Raw genomic sequence first — 22098 nt, forward strand, 5'->3', positions numbered from 1 at the left:
GAAACGCACTATTCACTCAACATCGAAAGTAAGTGAATCTGGCCCGTGGGGCACCGACGAAGATCACGCAGGCGAATTACGCCGCAGGCCGCCCCTGCGAAGAGAAGACGACCGAAAGTCCAATAGCCCCACTACCGGTGTGAACTGCGAGCACATCCACCAGAGGCGCGACAAGTACGCGTGACCCGTTTGGCAGCACCTCTCTGAGTGTTTCCGCCAACTGCTCAGCAGCGTCCTCGCATTCGGCGTGTTGGACCGCAGCAAACACAGGGAGGTCCTCAGCGCGCTCCATCACAAGTTCTGCCAGCTTGGCAAACGCCTTCGTCTGCGTCCTCGTCTTCCCCGCCAGCTCGAATTTTCCCTCGTGCAACCGAAGAATGGGCTTCGTTGCCAACAGTGCTGCAGACAGCACCGCCGTGCCAGTTGAAAGCCGCCCGCTCTTACGAAGGTCATCAAGCTGGCTCAAGTACAACCACGTTTCGGAGCGCTCGATCGTGGACCGTGCCATCTCCTCGCATTCGTCCAAATCAGCTCCCTCACGTGCAATCGTTGCCGCCGCCATCGCTGCGGCTCCAACTGCCATACCGGCAGCGTTTGTGTCCACCACTCGCACGTTTCCAGGAAAGACTCCCGCCGCCTGGACAGCCGCGGACCACGTTGAAGAAAACGATTTCGACAGATGCAAGGCGACGACGCCGTCGTCGCCTCCACGCTCGAGTTGGCGGCCGTAGCACGCAGCAAGCTCGATAGCGGTGAGTCCGCTTGTCGACGCCCCCTCGTCCCCGTCCAGCACGTGGAGGTCAACCACGGCAATATCCAACTCTCGCAGGAGCTCCTCCGAGAGTCCCGCTGCAGAATCAACGACTACGCGCACCGTCATGGCACGACCAGCCCTTGGTTCCAGGCTTCGAGGTACCACTGCATTCCGGCATCGGGCTCACTGTAGGCAGGCATCGCGTACAGGCGCGCTGTATTTGTATTGCCTAGGCTCTTAAATAATGGGTATTGCGACACGTCAAGTCCCAGCAGGTTCGCTGTCAGCGCCGAGATCGTCCCTCCGTGCGCAACCAGGAGCACCGCGGAGTCATCCCACGCGTCGTATTCTGCAAGCAGCTCCTCAACAACCGGACGCGCGCGCTGCGCAACTTCGACGCGGCTTTCCCCTTCTGGTGGTGCCCACGTGGCATCGTTGCGCCAGCGAGCCCGCGCACCTGGGTGGGCCGCATCGACTTCTGCGTGCGACTTGCCCTGCCACTCGCCGAGGTGGGTCTCTCGGAGCCGAGCATCAGTCGACACGGGAAGCCCCAGCCGATCCGCGATGATCTGCGCAGTATTTGCCGCACGCTGGAGATCGGAAGCAACAATCTTTGACACTCCGAGCTTGGCCACCAATTCCGCAGCCGACCGCGCCTGCGCCAAACCGGTCTCCGAAAGCGGGGAGTCTAGGTGTCCCTGCATCCTGTCGGTCGCGTTATATGTAGTTTGCCCGTGCCGCAGCAGAATTAGCCGGCGCTGCATCGGCGCTCCTTTGCTCGTAATCAATGTGGCGCGTTGAAAAGGGGATCAACGACGTTGGTTGCTGACGGGGTGGGCGTCGTCAAGCGTTAGTCTTCGTCCTCCGCGACCTCACCGGCAAGCGGCAGGTCTTCCAAGGTTTCGACCTCGCGAACGTCTCCGAAGTCGCTCGGGCGCTCATACGGCGCGATGCCCTCAACCGAGATCGCCGGGCAATCGGCGTACAACCGGTCCAAGCCGTAAAACTCGCGCTCCGCTTCGCGCTGCACGTGGACCACAAAGTTTCCGTAGTCAAGCAGCACCCAGCGGAACTCACGGTTCCCTTCCCGGCGCTTCGGCTCGAGTCCAGCCGCAGTGAGCTCAGACTCGACCTCATCGACAATGGAAGCGACCTGCCGCTCACTGCTTGCAGAGATGACTACAAAAATGTCCGTGATGCCCATGACCTGGGAGACATCGAGGACGGCAATGTTCGTGCCAAGCTTTTCGTCGGCCGCCTTAGCGGCAATCGTGGCTTGATCGATGGAGACCTGCGCTGCACTCAAGAAGCAATTCCTTTTCGCTGATAACAATAATGCGCCCCCATTCTCCCACGATGAGCGCGCAAAGTGCCACTTACTGGTAGAGCTGGTTCTTCCCGATGTATTGCACGACGCCGTCGGGAACCAGATACCAGACTGGCCTCCCCTGTCCTGACCGTTCCCGGCAGTCGGTCGATGAAATCGCCATTGCTGGAATCTCAATCAGATGCACGCGCCGCTGAATTTCCTCCGGAAACATGTCCTCGCTGAGCTCGTAACCGGGGCGCGTCACGCCGACAAATTCCGCGAGCTCAAACATGTGCTCCCAGTCGCGCCACGACATAATCGAGCTCAGCGCGTCCGCTCCCGTGATGAAGTACAGCTGCGCGCTGGGAAACTGCTCGCGGAGATCACGCAGCGTGTCCATCGTGTAGGTGGGCCCTCCCCGGTCAATGTCGACGCGAGAGACAGAGAACCGCGGATTTGACGCTGTGGCGATCACCGTCATCAAATACCTGTCTTCAGCGGCAGTAATTGTGCGTCCCGCCTTCTGCCACGGGTTACCTGTGGGCACAAACACCACCTCGTCGAGCTGGAAGCGGTCCGCGACCTCACTCGCGGCGACGAGGTGCCCATGGTGGATGGGGTCGAAGGTGCCGCCCATGATGCCAATGCGCGCGGCATCATCCAACGAGTCTGCAAAAACGTCGTCCATGCCGCTTAGCGTACGCGGGACGTCGCTCGCATGATGCCACGACTCAGCTGTTCTGACCGGACCGTGGCAACCGGCCTAGTAGCGGACTTGGTCCACAAACCTGCCGAACGAGTCCGATACCTGGTTGTCCCACCGGGAGCCCCAGATGAAGTAGCGCCCGTGATTACCGCCGTTTCCCTGAGAAGCGCGCAGCGTCTGCACGGAAAGGTCGCAGACACCATCGAGGGGCAGGCAGTAGTTCACGCGGTTGCCAGTGCCAGCGGCCGTGCGGGAGTTAAACGGTAAGAATCCGAGAATGCCGCCCGCGCCGCCGCCCGGCACGCCAACGGTGGACGGGTCACCGGCAGCGGTATTCGGATTGCCAAAGTAGACCACACCGGCGAGCTGGCCGCGCCGCGCGAGCTCACGCTCGTGCTCGAGCATGATCATTGCGCCCTGGGAGTATCCCGACAGGATGTACTGCGGGTGGCAGCCCGTCGTAGCTTCGTACCCGTTGATCATGGCCATCACGCCAGTGCGACCAACTTGCACAGAGTCGAGGAACTCGTTCCCGGCGCGCATCGCCATGCGTAGCACGGGGACGGAGTATTGCATTGCGAGGCTAAACGCCTGCAGCGCTGTCGTCGGCGCAATGACGTTGGGGACCTCATACTCGGGGTACACAGCCGGGTAGAAACGAGGCTCAAGACCGAGTACTTCGACGTCCTTCATCAGGGAATTGCCGCCGTGCGTGGCCGCGTAACGCCCTTCAGCGTGGCGGAGGAAGGCACGGATCGTCTGCCCTTCCCAGCCGTTCGACACCCACGGCGCCTGCGGGGAGTAGCTTGTGCGGAATATCTGGTCATTTTGTCCGGACCCGCGCGCGGCAACAAAGGCAACGGCTGGGCATCGGTGCTGCGCTTCGGCCTTTGGGGTCGGGGTCAGCGGACTCGCGACAACGGTAATTGCGGCAACCAGGGCGATGACGATCGCGCAGAGGCGAGCGCGGAGATTGGCATGGGAATTTAACACGCCAATGAGCATATAGCCAGTTGCCGTCAATGTCTCATTACGATCACGGGCGGGTCTGACCATCCCCCTCCAAGATCCACTTTGTGCTGGTCAGCTCGGGAAGCGCCATCGGTCCGCGCGCGTGCAACTTCTGGGTCGATATACCAATCTCTGCGCCCATTCCGTATTCAAAGCCATCAGTAAAGGCAGTCGAAGCGTTCAGCACGACTGCCGCAGCATCGACCGAATCGGCAAACTGCTGCAGCGTCGACGCGTTCAGCGACGCGATCGCCTCGGTGTGCCCGCTGCTGTACTCGGCGATGTGCTGAATCGCACCGTCGACGCCCTCAACCACGGCGCATGCAATGTCCATCGAAAGGTATTCCTCAGCCCAATCAGCCTCGGTAGCCTCAATAATTCCTTGCGCCTGAAACGCGCCAAGCTTTTCGTCGTCGCCATGCACCGTCACCCCCGCTTCCTGCAATGAGTGGACGATTCGGAGTTTGTCTGCGTCCGGGAGCGCGGCGTCGATAAGCACTGTCTCCGTCGCGTTACATACGGAGCACCGGCGGATTTTGCCATTGAGGAGCATCGCTATGGCGTCATCGAGATGGGCGTCACGGTCAATGTAAAAGTGACAATTGCCGGTACCGGTCTCAATAGTCGGAACAGTGGCGTTTTGAACGACTGCGTCGATAAGCGCCGCGCTACCGCGCGGAATGACGACGTCCACTAGACCGCGCGCGGTGATGAGTTCCTGCACCGAATCGTGACTCTCACACGGCAGGAGTTGCACCGCTTCGCGCGGGAGGTCGAACTGGTGGAGGGCGTCCTGGATAATAGTCACCAAGGCGGAGTTGGAATGAACCGCCGACTTCGAGCCCCGCAAAAGCGCGGCGTTGCCTGACTTCAACGCCAACCCGAATGCGTCAACGGTGACGTTGGGTCGTGCTTCGTAGACCATGCCCATCACCCCGAGTGGAACGCGAACTTGTCGCATGCGGATGCCGTTAGGCATGGTATGACCTCGGAGCACCTCGCCGATGGGATCGCCGAGGTTCGCCACCTGCTCCAGGCCGGCAGCCATCGCCTCGACACGCTGTTGGCTGAGCGCCAGGCGGTCCACCATCGCCTCTGACATACCGTTGGCGCGCACCGCCTCAATGTCCTTCTCGTTGGCGGCCAGGATTTCGTCCACTCGCTCCACCAGAGCACCCGCGGCAGCAACGAGAGCGCGGTTCTTCACCGCTGTCGATACTTTCGCAAGCAGCGGCGCGACCCGCTTCGCTTCACGCGCAAGCTCCTCCACGGACACCGTTTCGTCACCGGATTGGGCAGTGCCATCCGCTGTTGTGTTTCCACTCATCCTAGTATCCCGCCTCGACGTCGACTTCGGTGCTCATCGATTCGCCCGCGGCAAATAACTCCCAGTTTCTGGCCGCAAGCGCGCCAACCCGGCGGGCCATGAAGCGCGGAATGTTCGCAGTGTGGGGTGTAATCACCACATTATCCATCTCCCAGAGCGGATGGTCTGCAGGCAACGGTTCGGGGTCCGTTACATCCAATCCGGCACCCGCAATAGCGCCGTCCTGCAGGGCTGTTGTCAGCGCCTCCGTATCAATCAGCGCTCCCCTCCCTACGTTGACGATCACCGCGTTGCTCCGCATCTTCGCCAGCACCGTGGCATCAACCAAGTGCCGAGTTTCCGGAGTCAGTGGCGCCAGGAGAACGACACAGTCGGATTCGGACCACACAACTTCCATCGCTTCGACATCCCCCATGGCAACGGTGCGTTCAGCCCCACTGACGTCACGGCCTGACCGATTCACCGCGGTAATTTCGACGCCGAACGGCGCGGTAAATTCGATGAGCTTCTTCCCGATGCCACCCGCGCCGATGATCGCGAGCTTCTTCGCGTCAAAAAGGTACTCAGTTTCGCCAAAGAGTTGTTCCTGGTTCCACTCGCGAGACACTGCCTTGTGGCGGTGGAGCACAGCGAGGAGCAGTGCCAGCGTCGCTTCTGCAACCGTGTCGTCGTAGATTCCAGCTGCGTTGGCAAAACGGACTCCGTGCTCGGCGTGGCGGGCAAGAATTCCAGCTTCAAGCAGCTGCTCAACACCCGCGTAACCAATCTGCACGACCTTGACGCTTTCCGGCAGTTCAGCGGGGAAATCCGACGCTCCGCCGCGGAAGATTAGCAAGTCAGGGTTCTCCGAAAGGTCGACCATTTCATGACCAGCTGCGCGCAGGTGGTCCGCGGACTCTTTCCACGGTGAGGGCAAAAATGCGTACTTCATGCCCCCACAGTAATCGCTACAGGCGGCTCGCGTACTGAGAAAGGTAGTCCGCATGCACTACCGGCCGACGCTTGTTTTCTTCCAGCTCGGTAGTGTGCTTGCCCAACATCCCATGGAGTTCTGCAGCATCAAATGCAACTTCACCGCGCCCAACGACCTCGGAGTCAGGGCCGAGGATCTCTACAATGTCGCCTGCGTGAAAATCGCCCTCGACATCAGTAATACCCACCGCGAGCAAACTCGTCCCACCCCGAGTCACCGCGTCAACCGCGCCGGCGTCCAAGCGCAGCACGCCCTCTGCGTCTGCAGCATAGAGCGCCCAGAACTTCCACGCCCGTAACTGCGATTCCGGTCGTGTATGGAATACCGTCCCGCAATCGGCCGGACCGAGCGCCTGGTCAATATTGCTTGCCGACGTCAACAACACCGGTACCCCACCCCGCGCCGCGAGCCGTGCCGCCGACACTTTGGCCGCCATACCCCCGGTTCCGAACGCGCCTCCGTCGCCCGCAGCGACTCCCTCGAGGTCGCGGCCACTGCGAACCTCACTGATGAACGTTGCATTGGGGTCGGAGGGGTTTCGGTCATACAACCCGTCGACGTCGGACAAGAGCACGAGTGCGTCCGACGAAGTCAGCGTGGCTACGATGGCCGAGAGCCTGTCGTTATCACCAAATCGCATTTCTGTCGTGGCGACCGTATCGTTCTCGTTCACGATTGGCACCGTGCCAAGCTGCCGCAGCCGGTCAATGGTCCGCTGCGCGTTGCGCGCACGCTCGCGTGCCCTTGCGTCTGCTTGCGTCAGCAGCACCTGGCCGGTGGTTCGCCCGTAGCGTGCAAAAGACGACCCCCAAGCCTGAGCAAGATGGACTTGTCCCACTGCTGAGGCGGCCTGCTTGGTCGCCAGATCGCGCGGACGCTGGTGCAAACCCAGCGGCTTGCAGCCGGCCGCAACAGCACCAGACGAGACGACGATGATGTCTGTTCCCGTGCTCATACGTGCATGCATTGCATCCACGAGCGCGTCGATTTTCGCAGTGCTGACTGCCGAATCCTCATTGACTAAGGAACTCGAACCAATCTTCACCACGACCCGGCGCGCCGCAGCAATTTGTGCACGCAGCTGGGATTCAGAGGCCATGGGTTGCTAGCCCTCCCAGCGCTTCCGCTCGGCTTCTTCACCGTCGCCGTAATCAAACTCATCGATCAGGCCACGGCGAGCCTGCGAGGCACGCTTGCGTTCTGCCGCGGAGACGCGATTCGTGTCGTAGAGGCGAGCGTCGCCACCGCGGCCAGCAAGTGTCGGGTCGCCGCCACGCATCGGTTCCCAATCAAACGAGATTTCACCGATCGTGACCGTATCGCCCTCCTTGGCGCCGATCCGACGGAGCTCGTCCTCAACACCAGCCTTTTCCAGACGGTCGGAGAGATAGCCCACTGCCTCGTCGTTGTCAAAGTCGGTTTGCCGGATCCATCGCTCAGCTTTCTCGCCCGTAACAATCCAGCCCTCGGGGTACAGCGGATCGCGCTCGACAGTGATGCCGGAACCGGACCGCCCTTTTCTCCCCACTGCGCGTGGTCGGATGATCTGCGGCTCCGCGCCCAGTGCGTTGCCGCTCGCACCGGTGGCCTTTCGAGCTGCTTTACGCTGCGCGTCACGCGACTTCTTCACAACGTCCCACATCGCCCACTTCAGCTCTTCGAGCCCCGCGCGAGTCACTGTGGACACGAAGTACACCGGCCAATCAAACTTGTCCTTGATGTCACTGAGCAGGAACTCTGCAAGCTCCGCCGCGTCGGGAATATCCAACTTGTTCAGCACGATGACCCTTGGCCGTTGGCGAAGGTCCCCGAGCCCGGAATCGTGGTCGAGTGCCTCGGCGTAGCTATCAAGCTCAGCCTCGAGTGCTTCAATATCCGAGATCGGATCGCGCCCAGGCTCAAGTGACGCAACATCGACCACGTGAATGAGCACGGCGGTTCGCTCGATGTGGCGAAGGAAATCAAGTCCGAGCCCCTTCCCTTCGCTGGCACCCGGAATAAGTCCCGGCACGTCGGCGATGGTAAACGTGTCGTCGCCGACGTCGACCACGCCGAGATTGGGCGCAAGTGTGGTGAACGGGTAGTCCGCAATTTTCGGCTTCGCAGCGGACAGTACTGAAATGAGGGATGACTTACCGGCCGATGGGAAACCCACCAAGCCCACATCTGCGACAGACTTCAGCTCAAGAATGAGATCATGCGCTTCACCAGGTTCCCCCTTCAGTGCGAACCCCGGGGCCTTCCTCTTCGCGGTGGCCAGTGCTGCATTACCTAGCCCGCCAAAACCGCCTTCTGCGGCAATAAACTTCGTCCCCGGAACGGTGAGGTCGGCGAGTATCTCGCCATCTTCACTGCGTACGACAGTGCCGACGGGCACATGGAGGATGAGGTCTTCGCCCCGGGCGCCATTGCGGTGATCGCCCTCGCCGTTTGCACCACGTTCAGCCTTCACATGCGGCCGGTACTGAAAGTCGAGCAGCGTGTGCACCTGGGTCGACACCTCGAGGACAATGTCCCCACCGTGTCCACCGTTGCCGCCGTCCGGCCCACCGAGTGGCTTGAACTTTTCGCGGTGCACGGAGACACAACCGTGCCCGCCGTCGCCCGCTTGCAGGTGCAGAACCGCACGATCAACAAACTGCGCCATGGTTACGCCCGCCTTTCCGTGATTTCGTGCTTCTCACTTGCAGGGTACCGGGTCGGGGATCGACTACTCGCCGATACCCGCCACCGCGCGAACGGTGTCGTCTGAAATTCGACGAAGCTCCTCACCGGACACATTGTTCTGACTGATCCACAGCTTGTGCTGGTGCTCTAGCCGGTCCGCGAAATTGCGGGCCCAGCGACCATTGCTTCGCTCCGCGGGCGGAAGTGCTTCGTAGGCTGCGACGACAGTAGCGGTGAGCAAGTCAGCGTCGACAAGCCAGCCCCTGCCGGTGATGCTTGCTTCCACAATGCGCGCGACGTCGACGGGCGAGTAATCGGGGAACTCAATGGAGTTCGGGATACGCGAACGCAAGCCTGGGTTTGCATTCATGAACTCGTCCATCTCCTTGGTGTAACCGGCAAGAATGGCGATGAACTTGCTCCGGTCATTCTCCAGGCGAGGAAGCAGTGTCTCCACGGCTTGCAGACCGAAATCGTTAGCGCCGCCTGCTGCGGTGAGCTGGTAGGCCTCGTCGATGAACAGGACGCCGCCGAGCGCTTCATCCAGCGCACGGGTGGTCTGCTTTTCAGTCGCGCCAATCACCGATCCGACGAGGTCAGACCGCGTGACTTCCTTGACAGTGGGGGATTCCAGAATGCCGAGTGCGTGAAAAATTTCCGCCACGATACGCGCAACGGTCGTCTTGCCTGTACCCGGGTTGCCAGAAAAGACCATGTGGTAGGTCGGCGACGACGTCTGCAGACCTTGCGCTTCGAGGCGCTGATTCGTTTCCGCGACGCGCACCAATTCGGCCGCCCACTGCTTGACCTCTTCGAGGCCAATCAGGCTCTCCAGCTGATCCAACAGCTCTTCGACACGCTGACCACTCGATTCTCCGCCCGAAACCGCGCGAATATCGGCGTCAGTCACGCTTGTAATTTCCTCATTCGTCACCTTCGACAGATCACCCGCGTATTCGCGTGCAAGTCGACTACTAATGGAGCTGATGAGCTTATCCTCGAAGTTTCTCGCCCAACGGCCATTCGAACCGTCGCCGGAACGTCGATACTGACGGCGGATCGCCGAATGCAACGCTTCCTCATCAAAGGTGTAGCCCTTCTTTGCCAAGCTCGCCGCACCGATCTGTGCAAGCTCGTCGGCGGAGTAGTCCTCAAAGTCAAACCGGTTCGGAATGCGGGACTTCAAACCGGGGTTCATTGAGAGGAAGTCCTGCATTTTGTCTGTGTAACCTGCAAAGATAATCACGATGTCTTCGCGGTTGTTCTCCATAAATGTCAGGATCGCATTCACGGCTTCCTTACCAAAGTCATTGCCTCCCTCAGAGTGAAGGTCGTAAGCCTCGTCCACAAAAAGGACGCCGCCGCGGGCTTCTTCAAGCACTTTGTTCGTCTTCTGGGCGGTGCCACCAATGTGCTCCGCAACGAGGTCCGCACGTCCAACCTCGACGAAAGTGTTCGTGCGCACCGCTCCTGCGCTGTACAGCGCCTGGCCAAGAAGGCGAGCGACGGTCGTTTTACCTGTACCCGGATTACCGAGGAACATGGAGTGCATAACCACAGGCTCGGACGCGAGGCCAAGCTCATTGCGGCGCTGATTGAATTTCACGCGGTCCATAAAGGAGGCGATCTGCCGCTTCACGCTCGCAAGGCCGATGAGCTCGTTGATCTGCGCCATCGGATCGCCAGGTGCCGAGGCGACAGCCCCAGCAGCGCCGCTTCCTTGGGAACTTCCGCTGACTTGACCGCTCTTCCCCGAGTTTGCTGACGTGGGCCCGTTAACCGGCGTGGGCGCTTGGACCTGCTTCCATTGTCCATCGACGCTTTCGAATACGGCAGCAACGTCGACGTCCACCTGGCTGCCATTTTGGGAGTAGATTGCAATCTGCGCGCCCTGCGTGAGCTTTGTATCTTCGACGCTGAGCACGGAGCCATTGACCAGAAACTCACCGTAGGAGGCAAAGAGAGTGAGCTCATCGAACTCGCCTCGACTGCCGTTTTGGAGGACGAGCTGGCGGAAGTTTGCCATCGACGGGTGGAGCACCAAGGAACCAGATAGCCGCGAGTTTTCAGCCATGATCGAGAACGCTCGCGTGTTTTCAAATACGGCCAGCACACCGTCGAGAATCTGCGACCACCCGAGAAATGACCGCTTGGCCACAAGATCCCCTCCGCTCACCGAGAGCGTCGCATTTGTTACACCCGCGGGTGATTCAACAATCGCATCCTCAAGCAAGAGCCTTCTGCCCCTGGCAAAAATGGCGGGCATATTGCTCGACCGTTGCGCGGTGACGACACGCGTACGAACTAGCTCGCCAAACGACTGGTCAAACACGTTGAAGCAATTTTGCCCATCTGCCTGCAGAATCGTTGCGTCCTCAATGCGCACGGTGCCGCCGTTTTTCGCGCAAAGCGCGCCGGTGACCGCGATCGTGGTTTCGTCGCGACCAGCCCCTCGAATTGTGAAGTGCCGCATCTTTTCCGGCACCGACTGCATCCGGTACTCCCCGGCTTCAAGAATCACCGTCGCCTGTGGCGCAAGCCTTGGGGCTACAACGCGGTCAAAGTCCGCACCTTCGGAAGCACTCCACCGAACTTCTGTTTCGTCAGCGCTCTCCCGCTCCACGACGCATGAGCTCTGATCAACATCAACCGTCGCGCCACCGGAAGCCTTGACGGTAATGCGCTCTCCAGTTTGGCTGCTCATCTGCGGAATCCGGACCGTAGCGTCCTTCACAAAGATCTCGGGGCGGCTCGTATCGACGTGCGCGCGCTGCCCCTCGAGCACACCTCCGCCAGCGACAGCTGCAATTCTCTTACCTGCCGGAGTCTTGATGGCTACGCCTTCGCCGAGGTGGGCACGTCCGCCCTTATTAATGATGAGGGTCCCCACTGTGGACGAAGCGATCGTTGCACTCACATTTGAAAGAATTTCGAGCGCGTCGGTGTGGGATCGTTCAACTGCGATTTGAGCATTTTGCGCGCCAAGGATCGCCTTCTTGGCGTCGCTGCCACGTACATCAGAATTCACCACGTTGAGCTGCGCATCTTTGACCCCGACAGCAGGGTACGTCGAAACTGCCGGGATTCGCACAGTGCAGTAGCTCAGGGTTGCTTGTCCACGGTTACAAATGACGGCGTTAGCCTCATTCGGCCCCATCACGCTCACACCAACTAATGCCGCACCATCGGCAAGTACGACGCGACCGTGGAAGATTACACCCCGACCACTCGCCTGCACGGTGCGCCCCACAACGCGAAGTGTTCCGACTGAGTACTCCCCAGGTGTTACCGTCAGTGTTCCACCCAAAGGAAGCTGCTCAAGTAGGGTTGCGAGATCATCGTGCGTGGTTGCCTGCATCTACACTCCTTTTCGCGAATTCTGCTCCACTTTACGTCAGCCCCGCATGCTTGTGCGCCCACTATGCATTTTCGCAACCCCTTGACAACCCGCACAACGTTTCGGTAGTTTCGCCGTATGGACTACTCAAACGAAATTAGCAACTACTTTATGTTCCGTCGCAATGGCATCAAACTCGCCGAGTGGGTTGCCAGATCAAATAAAACACTCGGCGAGCTCGTTCAACTAGGGATGCCAGAGGACTACGCGATGGATGTGCTCGACCTCGCGGAGCTGCTCTTTCGCCCGGTAGTGCACACGAGATACCAGAAACGGTGCCGAAAGTACGCAGCGAACAACGAACATTGCGTCGAAACTTTAGCGCTCATTTTCCGTGCTTCTCGCAGTATTAAAGATCCGACACAGCGGTGGAAATTCCGCGTAGAACTCTGCAATACTGCAGGTGACACAGACGTTGTCCGTCGCACAGCGCGGAGAATCAAGAAGGCATATCAACCGACCCAGAGCCCCCAGGACGGGGTGCGAGTAAGGCGCTCCGGCGCGAAGACGACTGTGACGTTTACAGGCGATTCCAGCGCTCTAGAGGATGTCGTCAATACGCTCAGGAGCGGCACCAATAAAACCGGTGATCCACTTGATCCAATTCTTTGGCTGTGCGGAAAAAGGCAGGATCACTCAGCAGAAGATCGCGCGCACGCGGTTATGCCGATGAGTGACTTGCAGGCCATTATGAAAGGAAGCGCCTGTTCCACCGGGGTGCGGCTCGCGGATGGATCAGCAGTTCACGGATCCGATTTCGCCGACCGCGAGTTGATCTCATTAGGCCGCATTACGCTTGTAGCCGAGGGATATGGCCCTCCAGGTCACACCACCGTTCCGGCAGATTCTCCAGGCATGCAAAAAGCCGCGTAGCCCCGAAATCGGGGCCACGCGGCCTAGCGTGTTGCCAACTTTGGCTTACGCGGTGGCTTCGTCCTCAACGACGCCTGCAGCCTCTGCCTGCTCCAGGACCTCGGAGGCAACGCCCTCACCATCGGCCGGGATGATGTTCACGATGCGACGCTTACGCTTGATGCCGAACTGGACAGCGCCCGGCTTCAGTGCGAACAGGGTATCGTCCCCGCCACGGCCGACGTTGTCGCCCGGGTGGAACTTGGTACCGCGCTGACGGACGAGGATCTCGCCGGCCTTGACCTGCTGGCCACCAAAGCGCTTCACGCCGAGGCGCTTGGACTCAGAGTCACGACCGTTCGAGGAGCTGGATGCACCCTTCTTGTGTGCCATTTGTCTATCTCCTTAAAATTAAGTCTTACTTGATGCCAGTGATCTTGACCGTGGTCAGCTGCTGGCGGTGGCCCTGGCGGACCTTGTAACCGGTCTTGTTCTTGTACTTGAGGATGTCGATCTTCTTGCCCTTGCCGTGCTCGACGATCTCAGCCTCAACATTGACCTTGGACAGTGCATCTGCGCCGGAGGTGACGTCTGCGCCATCAACGAGAAGGATCGGGGTGAGTGCAACCTTGTCGCCTGCTTCACCCTCCAGCTTCTCGACCTTGACGAGGTCGCCTTCGGCAACCTTGTACTGCTTGCCGCCGGTCTTGACGATCGCGTACATAGAGGGTTACCCCTTATCTCTACTCGCGCATCCGCCGGCATGCTTCGGTGGACGCATGGAACTTCATTTCAGTGCTTCAGGACCTGATCGATCCGCCGTGCCCGCATGCTTGGGCAACGAGGCGGCACGCCCCAAAAACAACGACTGCCAAAGACTACACCGAACCGGGGCGTTTCTCCAAACCGCGACCTGGGGCGCTGTGCCTCAACGACCTCGGGCGCTAGGAGCGGCGCTTGCGTGCGGCCCGTCGGCGGCCGCGCCGGCTTCGCTGGCGTCCTGCCTCCTCACCATGCTGCTCCGAGTCCTTGTCCTTACCTTCGTGTCCACGGGTGCCGCGTTGGCGGCTGGTGTCCCCATGGGCGCCGGCATTGCGAGCGTTAAGCCCGCCATCTTGTCGGGGGTCGGGCGCGGAACCATCCTCGGACGACACACTCCGATTCGTCCGCCGTACCGCTCGACGGCGACGACGGCCTCCAGAGGCATCACGGGAAGTTTCGGCGCTCCCACGATTCCCCGTCAATTCATCGGCGCTCGCCCCTCGGTCTCGCGTTCCAGACTGATCTGTCGTGCCTCGCCTTACAGGTTGCTGGGCTTCACTCGCCTGCGAATCGTCGTCCCACTCGTTGCGTTGCGGCCGTTGATCGGAGCGAGAGTTGCCCCGGGTCTTCCGTCGACGACGCGGTGACTTCTCAAAGTCCGCCATTGCATCTTCAAAGCTCTGCCGCGAGTTCCCAGTGTTCTCGTTTTCTCCGTGCGCAGGAGCTTCAGTCTCGCTCGAGGTGCTACGGGTCGCTGCTCTCCGAGCGCTGCGACGCTTTTTGGATCGCCCTGCTCGCGAGGTTCGCTGCGCCGGCGCGTCTTCGTGGTCGTTGTTGTCGCCGGCATCCCCGGAAGCTCCGCCCGACGCCCCAACTGTCTTCGAGTGCTCGGCCTTCGCATTCTTTCGCTGCGCTTGACGTCGCCTGCGCCTGTTGCGTCCACCACGCTCATTGCCACTTTCGGACTGCGTGGTTTCACTACCGCCCTCGTTGACGCCGGCGTTCTCTGTTGGCTCCGAGCTAAGAACAGTGTTTTCCTCACTGCCGCGCTGATCTTGGTGCTCCCCGGCACCTGGTGCGTTCTGCTCAGGCGCTTGCGAACGATTTCGGCCACGACCTCGACCGGAGCCGCGACGACCGCGTCGCCTCGACGAAGTCTTCGGCTCGTCCTCCTTCTCCTTTTCTGCCGCCACAACGGCATCCGCCAATTCGTCGATGGCCTCGTCATCCAGCGCCTTCTCTACGGGTTTCGGTGTCTCGGAGAGCGCAGGATGCATCGCTCTGGCCGCAGGGTGCTGCCCGGTCGGGAGTCGCCTGGAATCGACGCGCCCGTATCGCGCTCGCTTCTCTTCAACAACTGGATCTTCGGTCAGCAGAATGCCTCGACCGTCGCAGCAATGGCAGGGTACGGAGAACGTCTCAAGAAGACCATTCCCAAGACGCTTTCTAGTGAGCTGTACCAAACCCAGAGAAGTTACCTCGGAGACATTGTGGCGGGTGCGGTCGCGCCCCAGTGATTCCTTGAGACGTCGAACAACCAATTCTTGGTTCTCCGGCAGGATCATGTCGATGAAGTCGATGATGATCATGCCGCCGATGTCGCGCAGGCGGATTTGGCGAACAATCTCCTCGGCTGCTTCGAGGTTGTTTTTCGTCACCGTTTCCTCGAGGTTTCCGCCGGATCCGGTGTACTTGCCGGTGTTGACGTCGATAACCGTCAGTGCCTCGGTGTGTTCGATGATCAAGGTGCCACCGGACGGCAGCCACACCTTCCGAGCCAAAGCCTTTTCGAGTTGCTCATCCACGCGGTACGTCTCAAAAGCATCGCGTCCATCGTGCTTCTTGCTGCGGTACTTCTTGACGCGTCCGAGCAAGTCAGGCGCGACGGATTCAACGTACGCGCGAATAGTTTTGTACGACTTCTTGCCGTCAACGATGAGTTTATTGAAGTCCTCGTTAAAAAGATCCCGCACGACCTTGATCAATAGTGCCGGCTCCTCATAAAGGGTCACCGGCTTCGCGCCATGAGACTTCTTCTCACGTTCGGCGAGTTCCTTGATCTCCTCCCACTGGCTGTGAAGGCGCTGCACGTCCGCCGCAATAGCTTCCTCAGTGATGTTTTCGGCAGCGGTGCGGATGATCGCCCCACCCTCCCCGGGTACAACCTTGTGGAGGATCTCCTTCAAGCGCTTACGCTCCGGGGCCGGAAGTTTGCGGGAGATCCCGGCTGTCCGTCCTCCCGGAACATAGACAAGGAACCGCCCCGCCAACGAAATTTGGGTCGTCAGACGGGCGCCCTTATGCCCAACCGGGTCTTTGGTGACCTGAACAACGACCTGGTCGCCGGACTTCAGCGCGTTTTCAATTCGTCGCGCGCGACCCCCGAGTCCAGCAGACTTCCAGTCGATTTCGCCCGCGTACAGCACACCGTTTCGGCCTTGTCCGTAGTCAATAAACGCGGCTTCCATGCTGGGCAGCACGTTTTGCACGCGCCCAAGGTAGATGTTGCCAACCATGGTGACCTGGTCTTCTGTGTCAACAAAGTGCTCAACAAGCAGGCCGTCCTCGAGCACCCCGACCTGTGTCACCATTCCCGTGCCATAGTGCCGCTCGCGGTCCCGCACCACCATGGTGCGCTGAACGGATTCGCGGCGCGCAAGAAACTCTGCCTGGCTGACGATGCGCGAGCGCTTACGCTCCTCCGCGCTCCGCTCACTGCGGCGACGTCGCTTCGCTTCCAGACGAGCCGATCCCTTGATCGCCTTCGGTTCGTCTATCTGCTCAGCCTCTTGCGTATCGACGCCACGCTCTGCACCATCAGCGTTTTCCTGCCCACGTGAATCGCTGGCCTTGCTCGCCTTTGCGTTGCCGCGGTTCCGTTTCTGCCGCCCGCTGCGCGCGGAGTCCGCAGAGCTTCCTTCCGCTGTGCGCAAGGTACCGTCCCCAGAATCAGAAGATGAGGCGTCCGAGTCATCCAGTCCGTCGGATCCTTCTGCCACCTCGCGGTCAGCGGCACGGGCAGCTTGCGCTGCACGACGAGCGCGTCGACGCTGCGAACGAGTCGGAGCCTTGAACAGCGGAGCGTACTCGGTGACCGACTCGTCCTCTGGCGCCGGCGTCACGTCAGGTTCCACGTCAGTAAGCGGCTCGTCGGAAGCATCGCCGCTCGGATCCGTGCCCGGTTCATCTGCGGTGGCCAACTCGGCATTGACCTTGTCCTCAATTTGGTGGATCTCGTTCTCTACGTCTTTGCGTACGCGGTGTCGGATCTTCTCGTCCGCGTCGGAAGACTCGTCCCCAGCGTCGCTTGATTGGGGTGCGTTGGTGTCGGGAGACAGTGCGTCGAGAAGCTGCTCGCTCTCAGCGCGAGTGAGCGAGGACTGCGCTACCTTGACTACTCCCATGTCCGACAGCGCAACGACCAGGTCTTTCGAAGGCACGTCGAGCTCTTTGGCCAACTGGAAGACGCGCATCTTGTCCTTGAGACGAGAGCGGTCAAACGTCGCGTAGGGGTTGACCGTTGGCTCATTGGCTGGCTGCTCGCGCTTCGCAGGAGCCTTCTTTGTTGACTTCTTTGTCGATTTCTTGGCCGGTTTTGCCGACTTCTTCGCCGTCGCCTTCGTGCTGCGGCGCCTCTTTGGCGTGGATTCCTCGTTCTGTGCCACGAACCTATTCTCCTGTTATGCGTCTGCCCGCACACCTTCTGCGCCGGGCACCGGGCGCTGGCATTTCCTGCCGCCGCCGCACAGTGCCGCACGAATGCGCGGGACTTCAATGTCAAAGTTTGTCAGCACACGCGGCGTCACAACAACGTCAACAACGTGAATATCGTCAAGGACGTCAACGACGCGATGCTTGCCATCTATTGTGGCACAGGCCCCCGCCCCGCGCGTTCACCCCGCCCTGTCCACGGTCAGTCCTCTTGACTAACCGCTACTCGTTCTCGCTCTGCGGCCCCTCTGCAAGCTCGAGGAAGCGCACAACTCCGCCAATGGTTGTTTCGACGACTGGTTTATCCCAGCCAGCAACAACAAGGGACGACCCAACGATTGCTCCGAGAATTGCGTTGCCGTCCGCTTTGGTAACGCCCGCGTACTTGAGCAGTGCGTCGATTGCGTTGACTGCCTCGTAAAACTGCTCTTTGACCATCTCTTGCAACGCGGGTGCCTCACGCTCGGCATCGACGGTTGCGGAAATGATCCCGCGTACCCAGTCTCGGTGCCCACAGGTCACAAGATCCAGCGTCGCCGCAGCGAGCTCACGCCGATCCTCTCGAATCTTGGGGTTCTTGAGCGCCTCCTCGAGGATCGCCGCCTGCACGGCGTGGAATCGCTCAAAGCACGTCTGGATGAGCTTCTCACGGCTCTCGTAGTAGTAACCAATCGAGCCAACCGGCACCCCAGCACGCGCGGCTACGTGCCGATGAGTGACTGAGGACATCCCCTCCTGCAGGAGAAGATCAATCGTGGCCTTTTCGATAGACGCGCGCTTCGCTTTTGCACGTTCTTGCTCTGGCTTGTCGTTGACCATCTCCGAGCCTTTCTCCGATAAAACATACGATGCACTCATCGCAGCGTGACGCTTACCATGCATTGTGACATATGTATTGAGTCGCAATAAATCATCTGAACGTTTAACGAGTTTTGCCCAGGAAAGCATCGAAAAACGCTACCCCAGGATGCGCTCTTCCGGGGGTAGCGTTGTCGAATCTTTGGTGTGGTTGGTTACTTGCCGGGGAACCAGATGGCGATCTCTCGCTCTGCAGATTCCGGGGAATCGGAACCGTGAACCACGTTCTCACCGACGGTCAGCGCGAAGTCGCCACGGATGGTACCCGGGGTAGCCTTCTCCACCGGGTGGGTGCCGCCTGCCAGCTGGCGCCAGGCGGCGATCGCAGACTCGCCCTCAACGATGCCAGCAACCAGCGGCGCAGAGGTGATGAAGTCTACGAGGTCACCGAAGAACGGCTTATCCTTGTGCTCTTCGTAGTGCTTCTCGGCGGTCTCGCGGTCTGCGGTACGCAGATCCATTTCCACCAGCTTCAAGCCCTTGCGCTCGATGCGGGAAATGATTTCACCGACGTGCCCATGGGCAACGCCGTCCGGCTTAATAAGAATCAAAGTACGTTCGGTCATGAACCAGACTTTACCGAAACCTCTCGCACGATGCGCGATGCATCAGCGGGCGTCGCATCACGCTTCCACAACTGCACCTGCCGAACCGCTCCATCTTCATTTCCCTCACGGATCATCCGCAAAATTGTCGTACGCTGTTCCGGATCGAGCGAAAGATCCGGGGCACCCATGTCCTGATACTTCATGTACAGCGCACATGCCAGAGCACCGCCAGCGATCACGATCGCAGCGGCGCCAACCCAACTCGGCCACGCAAACAACGACGCGACAACGGCGACAAGCGACATCACCGCAGCAAGCACCAGCAGGAAGAATCGCATGCTCCCCAAGCTACTAAGGTTTATGGGGATGTACCAGCATGTTCCGCTCCATGAGCTCGCGCTTGGCCAAGGCCTTCCTGACGCACCCGCGTTGACAGACCTGTCCACGGGCTCGACGGTGACCTACCGCGAGCTCCGCACACTCGCTAACAACGTCTCGCGCGTACTCGCCCACGCCATAACATCCCCCTCCCCCGTCATCGCGGTCCAACTCCCAAACTCGGTGGAGTTTGCGGCCGTGATCCTCGGCATTGCCCAGGCGGGGGCAGCGTCCAGTCTGATCGGCCCGCTTCTTCGCAACCATGAAGCGAGACATCTCGCCGAGCTCGCCGGCGCTGACCCACAATTCGGCATCATCCGGATGGAGCAGGCGCAAGCGCTCATACGCGGCACAACTCCGGCCGGTTGGCCACGCCGCGACGCTGCTGACCATACGCCTGCAGTCAGCGCTGCGAATGCACAAGAGCTCGCCTTCGTTCCGTACTCGTCGGGCACCACGGGGATGCAGAAGGCGGTGGGGTTGACGGGGGCGTCGGTAAGCGCAAACATGACCCAGTTTGCTGCAGCGATTGCACGAAGCGGGGTGGGTACTCACACCCCGACGATGTCGCCGCTGCCCTTCTCACACATCTATGGCTTGACCGCGCTGCTGCTCACCCCGCTCATGCTTGGGCATCACGTGCTCACGATGCAGCGCTTTGATCCGGAGCGCTTTGTGGGCGCGCACCGCGATTTCGCCGTACAGCTCACATTTATCGCACCGCCGCTCGCGCGCGTCCTCGAAACCGCCCCGGCCGATGCCTTCAGCGCACTCGATCTGATCATCAGCGGCGCGGATCGACTCGACCCCACGGTGGCACGAACGGTGGAGTCGCGACTGGGCGCGAGCGTAATCCAGGGGTACGGAATGACCGAGACCTCGCCGGTCACCTTTGTTGGCGTGCGTGGCGAAACGTCTCCGGACTCGGTGGGGTTCCCGCTCCCCGATACCCGCTTCCGCATCAGTCCCGACGGTGAATTATCCGTCGCCGGGCCGCAGCTCATGCGTGGCTACCTCGGGCAAGAGCCGATCGGTGAATGGTTTCAAACCGGGGACCTCGCGCGCTTGGGAACGCACGGCGAGCTCTACATCATCGGCCGTGCCAAAGACACGATCAAATACAAGGGCTACCAGGTCGCTCCGGCCGAGCTGGAGGCCACGCTGCTCGAGCATGAAGCAATTGTCGACGCCGCCGTCACCCCCTTTGTGCTCAATGGCACCGAGGTCCCCCGCGCCTTCGTCGTGCCCGCACCCTCACCGTCGGCCACGTCTGCCCGCCTCACAGCGGACGGTGTCATGCGGTTCGTGGCTGACCGGGTCGCGCCGTACAAAAAGGTGCGCGTCGTAGATTTTGTCGAAGAAATCCCCCGGAGCGCAGCCGGGAAAATCCTCCGCACCCAGCTGCGCGACCTGCCGCACGCAGACTAGCGCGCCGGGTCTTCTGCAGTGCCCAGGTGCTGGGTGACTAGGTACCCGGCGCGCATACGCTGCAGCATCTCCGAGCGCAGCTTGATGATGAAGAACCACACCACGCCGAACGTGATGCCGACGGCAGTGACGGACCAGTGGATGAAAAACCCGAAGATGAGCGGAATCTGGAGCACCAGGTCCACCCACAACATCACCGGCTTCTTCTGGAAAAACGCGACGACCACGTGCGCGAGGCCGATGACGGTGACGTAGACCCAGTTAAACGTGGTCCAGAGCTCCCCGTTCTCAACCTTGAGAATCACGGTGAGGATGAGGAAGATCGTGATCGCTTCCATCACGAGCGTGCCGGAAAGTACGCCGGTCAGGCCTGCCATTGGGTCTTTGACCGGGGCCTTGCCCGGGCCGAGGGGGCTCATATCCGGCTCGCGACGCGCGCCGCGGCGCGAGCGCCGGGTGTTGTTCTGGTCAGCCATGCCCTCATCGTATCGCTGTGAACGGTTGGGCCATAACTGGTGCGCGGTGGCGTCGACAAGCGCCTCGATCAACGCGCCTGGACGCAGTACTCAACTACTTGAGCGGCGACGTCGATTCCCGTCACCTCGGTGAGGGAGGCAAATTGGGCGTTCGAGTTCACTTCGCCGACAAGCGGGCTGGACGCGTGGAGGAAATCGACCGAGCCAATATTCAGGCCAAGTGCACCCATCGCTGTGCGTGCAGTGTCCACGAAGTCCGCAGGCGGATCCCACGGCACCGCGCGACCGCCACCGGTCACGTTGGCGCGGAAGTCACCTCCCTGGCCGAACCTTTGCATCGCAGCGACTGGGGTCTCACCAACCATGAAGATGCGGGCGTCTTGGCCGTGGGATTCAGCGATGTATTCCTCCACGATCACGGGCGCAGGATGAGCGGCGCGGAGAAACGCGACCAGCTCCGCGGGCGTGTGGATCAGCTCGACCCCCTGCCCCCACGAGCCGATTGCACGTTTCGCCACAACCGGGTAGCCCAACTGACAGTCTACGGCAGCGAGGAATTCGCTCTCCTCCCATTCCGCGACCGATAAGTTCCGGTAGGCCAGCGGCGCAGTCAGCGTGCGCGGGTGCGCAATGCCGGCGTGAGAAAGCACCGCGTGCGTGTACGCCTTGTTATCGCACGCAGCGATCGCGGCCGCGGTGTTGATGGTGCGCACCCCCAACGCCTCGAGCTGTGCGACGACGGCAACGTCTTTGTCCTGGATAAGCGCGACGCGCGGCAGCGGGCCGGTGCCCATCGCGGCGACAGCCTCATCGGTGCTCACCCGCCGCAAATCAAGCCCTACCGCGTTGGCCGCACGCGCAAGAGCGCCGAACTGCCACTCAAACTTGTCCCAGTGCAGCCAGCGGTTGGTCACCAGCCAGGCAGCGTCGCAGCCCACCGC

The 22098-nt window shown here is 60.6% G+C and carries 20 protein-coding genes; 2 read left to right on the plus strand and 18 right to left on the minus strand.

The window, feature by feature from the left end:
- Positions 1-76: 76 nt before the first annotated feature.
- The 10 genes from EAW56_RS04000 to EAW56_RS04045 all read right to left on the minus strand — a co-directional run bounded on the left by EAW56_RS04000 (position 77) and on the right by EAW56_RS04045 (position 12105).
- Positions 77-880 carry a DegV family protein gene (locus tag EAW56_RS04000; protein WP_095535410.1) on the minus strand — a complete coding sequence of 268 codons (804 nt, stop codon included), beginning with the start codon at positions 878-880 and terminating at the stop codon, positions 77-79.
- Positions 877-1518 carry a histidine phosphatase family protein gene (locus EAW56_RS04005; RefSeq protein ID WP_122085203.1) on the minus strand — a complete coding sequence of 214 codons (642 nt, stop codon included), beginning with the start codon at positions 1516-1518 and terminating at the stop codon, positions 877-879. The genes EAW56_RS04000 and EAW56_RS04005 overlap by 4 nt, the downstream gene beginning before the upstream one ends.
- A gap of 86 nt (positions 1519-1604) precedes the next feature.
- Positions 1605-2060: a ribosome silencing factor gene (gene rsfS / locus EAW56_RS04010; RefSeq protein ID WP_095547405.1), complete on the minus strand. Its 456-nt coding sequence runs from the start codon at positions 2058-2060 to the stop codon at positions 1605-1607.
- A gap of 70 nt (positions 2061-2130) precedes the next feature.
- The gene (gene nadD, locus EAW56_RS04015) at positions 2131-2751 is read right to left on the minus strand and encodes a nicotinate-nucleotide adenylyltransferase (RefSeq protein WP_122085205.1); all 621 of its coding nucleotides are present in this window, start codon (positions 2749-2751) and stop codon (positions 2131-2133) included.
- A 75-nt stretch (positions 2752-2826) separates the two neighbouring features.
- Positions 2827-3552 carry a cutinase family protein gene (locus tag EAW56_RS04020; protein ID WP_233125583.1) on the minus strand — a complete coding sequence of 242 codons (726 nt, stop codon included), beginning with the start codon at positions 3550-3552 and terminating at the stop codon, positions 2827-2829.
- A 253-nt stretch (positions 3553-3805) separates the two neighbouring features.
- Positions 3806-5107: a glutamate-5-semialdehyde dehydrogenase gene (locus tag EAW56_RS04025; protein WP_122085209.1), complete on the minus strand. Its 1302-nt coding sequence runs from the start codon at positions 5105-5107 to the stop codon at positions 3806-3808.
- Between the two features lies 1 nt (position 5108).
- Complete coding sequence (locus tag EAW56_RS04030) at positions 5109-6038, minus strand: D-isomer specific 2-hydroxyacid dehydrogenase family protein (protein ID WP_122085211.1); 930 nt, start codon at positions 6036-6038, stop codon at positions 5109-5111.
- A 16-nt stretch (positions 6039-6054) separates the two neighbouring features.
- On the minus strand, positions 6055-7179 hold the full coding sequence (gene proB, locus EAW56_RS04035; protein WP_122085213.1) for a glutamate 5-kinase: 1125 nt from the start codon (positions 7177-7179) through the stop codon (positions 6055-6057).
- A gap of 6 nt (positions 7180-7185) precedes the next feature.
- Positions 7186-8727 carry a GTPase ObgE gene (gene obgE / locus EAW56_RS04040; RefSeq protein WP_122085214.1) on the minus strand — a complete coding sequence of 514 codons (1542 nt, stop codon included), beginning with the start codon at positions 8725-8727 and terminating at the stop codon, positions 7186-7188.
- Positions 8728-8790: 63 nt separating this feature from the next.
- Complete coding sequence (locus tag EAW56_RS04045; protein WP_122085216.1) at positions 8791-12105, minus strand: AAA family ATPase; 3315 nt, start codon at positions 12103-12105, stop codon at positions 8791-8793.
- A 117-nt stretch (positions 12106-12222) separates the two neighbouring features.
- On the opposite strand from EAW56_RS04045, the gene EAW56_RS12535 reads away from it, so the two are divergent.
- Entirely contained in the window at positions 12223-13017 is a 795-nt protein-coding gene (locus EAW56_RS12535) for a hypothetical protein (RefSeq protein ID WP_147453251.1), read from the plus strand.
- Positions 13018-13062: 45 nt separating this feature from the next.
- Here EAW56_RS12535 and rpmA read toward each other — a convergent pair whose 3' ends face one another.
- From rpmA to EAW56_RS12680, 6 genes are all read right to left on the minus strand, one after another.
- Entirely contained in the window at positions 13063-13389 is a 327-nt protein-coding gene (gene rpmA, locus EAW56_RS04050) for a 50S ribosomal protein L27 (protein ID WP_095275447.1), read from the minus strand.
- Between the two features lie 25 nt (positions 13390-13414).
- Positions 13415-13720 carry a 50S ribosomal protein L21 gene (gene rplU, locus EAW56_RS04055; protein WP_095275446.1) on the minus strand — a complete coding sequence of 102 codons (306 nt, stop codon included), beginning with the start codon at positions 13718-13720 and terminating at the stop codon, positions 13415-13417.
- A gap of 220 nt (positions 13721-13940) precedes the next feature.
- Positions 13941-17423: a translation initiation factor IF-2 N-terminal domain-containing protein gene (locus EAW56_RS04060; RefSeq protein ID WP_122085218.1), complete on the minus strand. Its 3483-nt coding sequence runs from the start codon at positions 17421-17423 to the stop codon at positions 13941-13943.
- A 268-nt stretch (positions 17424-17691) separates the two neighbouring features.
- Positions 17692-18417 carry a TetR/AcrR family transcriptional regulator gene (locus EAW56_RS04065; RefSeq protein WP_095275444.1) on the minus strand — a complete coding sequence of 242 codons (726 nt, stop codon included), beginning with the start codon at positions 18415-18417 and terminating at the stop codon, positions 17692-17694.
- Between the two features lie 65 nt (positions 18418-18482).
- The gene (ndk, locus tag EAW56_RS04070; protein WP_095275443.1) at positions 18483-18893 is read right to left on the minus strand and encodes a nucleoside-diphosphate kinase; all 411 of its coding nucleotides are present in this window, start codon (positions 18891-18893) and stop codon (positions 18483-18485) included.
- Entirely contained in the window at positions 18890-19213 is a 324-nt protein-coding gene (locus EAW56_RS12680; protein ID WP_167457387.1) for a hypothetical protein, read from the minus strand. Before EAW56_RS12680 ends, ndk begins: the two co-directional genes overlap by 4 nt.
- Positions 19214-19241: 28 nt before the next feature.
- On the opposite strand from EAW56_RS12680, the gene EAW56_RS04075 reads away from it, so the two are divergent.
- Entirely contained in the window at positions 19242-20681 is a 1440-nt protein-coding gene (locus EAW56_RS04075) for a class I adenylate-forming enzyme family protein (protein WP_167457388.1), read from the plus strand.
- Here EAW56_RS04075 and EAW56_RS04080 read toward each other — a convergent pair.
- The gene (locus EAW56_RS04080; protein WP_122085286.1) at positions 20678-21157 is read right to left on the minus strand and encodes a DUF4233 domain-containing protein; all 480 of its coding nucleotides are present in this window, start codon (positions 21155-21157) and stop codon (positions 20678-20680) included. The two genes, EAW56_RS04075 and EAW56_RS04080, sit on opposite strands and share 4 nt — an antisense overlap.
- 68 nt (positions 21158-21225) lie before the next feature.
- Positions 21226-22095, minus strand: coding sequence for an ATP-grasp domain-containing protein (locus EAW56_RS04085; RefSeq protein WP_167457389.1), 870 nt, complete (start codon positions 22093-22095; stop codon positions 21226-21228).
- Positions 22096-22098 lie beyond the last annotated feature (3 nt).

Source organism: Corynebacterium gottingense, from assembly GCF_003693265.1.
GTDB lineage: Bacteria > Actinomycetota > Actinomycetes > Mycobacteriales > Mycobacteriaceae > Corynebacterium > Corynebacterium gottingense.

Bases quoted from the DNA above. Each gene is read 5' to 3' on its own strand.
- EAW56_RS04000 (WP_095535410.1), bottom strand. From the start codon at position 880: ATGACGGTGCGCGTAGTCGTTGATTCTGCAGCGGGACTCTCGGAGGAG.
- EAW56_RS04005 (WP_122085203.1), bottom strand. From the start codon at position 1,518: ATGCAGCGCCGGCTAATTCTGCTGCGGCACGGGCAAACTACATATAAC.
- nadD (WP_122085205.1), bottom strand. From the start codon at position 2,751: ATGGACGACGTTTTTGCAGACTCGTTGGATGATGCCGCGCGCATTGGC.
- EAW56_RS04025 (WP_122085209.1), bottom strand. From the start codon at position 5,107: ATGAGTGGAAACACAACAGCGGATGGCACTGCCCAATCCGGTGACGAA.
- EAW56_RS04030 (WP_122085211.1), bottom strand. From the start codon at position 6,038: ATGAAGTACGCATTTTTGCCCTCACCGTGGAAAGAGTCCGCGGACCAC.
- proB (WP_122085213.1), bottom strand. From the start codon at position 7,179: ATGGCCTCTGAATCCCAGCTGCGTGCACAAATTGCTGCGGCGCGCCGG.
- obgE (WP_122085214.1), bottom strand. From the start codon at position 8,727: ATGGCGCAGTTTGTTGATCGTGCGGTTCTGCACCTGCAAGCGGGCGAC.
- EAW56_RS04045 (WP_122085216.1), bottom strand. From the start codon at position 12,105: ATGCAGGCAACCACGCACGATGATCTCGCAACCCTACTTGAGCAGCTT.
- EAW56_RS12535 (WP_147453251.1), top strand. From the start codon at position 12,223: ATGGACTACTCAAACGAAATTAGCAACTACTTTATGTTCCGTCGCAAT.
- rpmA (WP_095275447.1), bottom strand. From the start codon at position 13,389: ATGGCACACAAGAAGGGTGCATCCAGCTCCTCGAACGGTCGTGACTCT.
- rplU (WP_095275446.1), bottom strand. From the start codon at position 13,720: ATGTACGCGATCGTCAAGACCGGCGGCAAGCAGTACAAGGTTGCCGAA.
- EAW56_RS04065 (WP_095275444.1), bottom strand. From the start codon at position 18,417: ATGCTTTCCTGGGCAAAACTCGTTAAACGTTCAGATGATTTATTGCGA.
- ndk (WP_095275443.1), bottom strand. From the start codon at position 18,893: ATGACCGAACGTACTTTGATTCTTATTAAGCCGGACGGCGTTGCCCAT.
- EAW56_RS12680 (WP_167457387.1), bottom strand. From the start codon at position 19,213: ATGCGATTCTTCCTGCTGGTGCTTGCTGCGGTGATGTCGCTTGTCGCC.
- EAW56_RS04075 (WP_167457388.1), top strand. From the start codon at position 19,242: ATGTACCAGCATGTTCCGCTCCATGAGCTCGCGCTTGGCCAAGGCCTT.
- EAW56_RS04080 (WP_122085286.1), bottom strand. From the start codon at position 21,157: ATGGCTGACCAGAACAACACCCGGCGCTCGCGCCGCGGCGCGCGTCGC.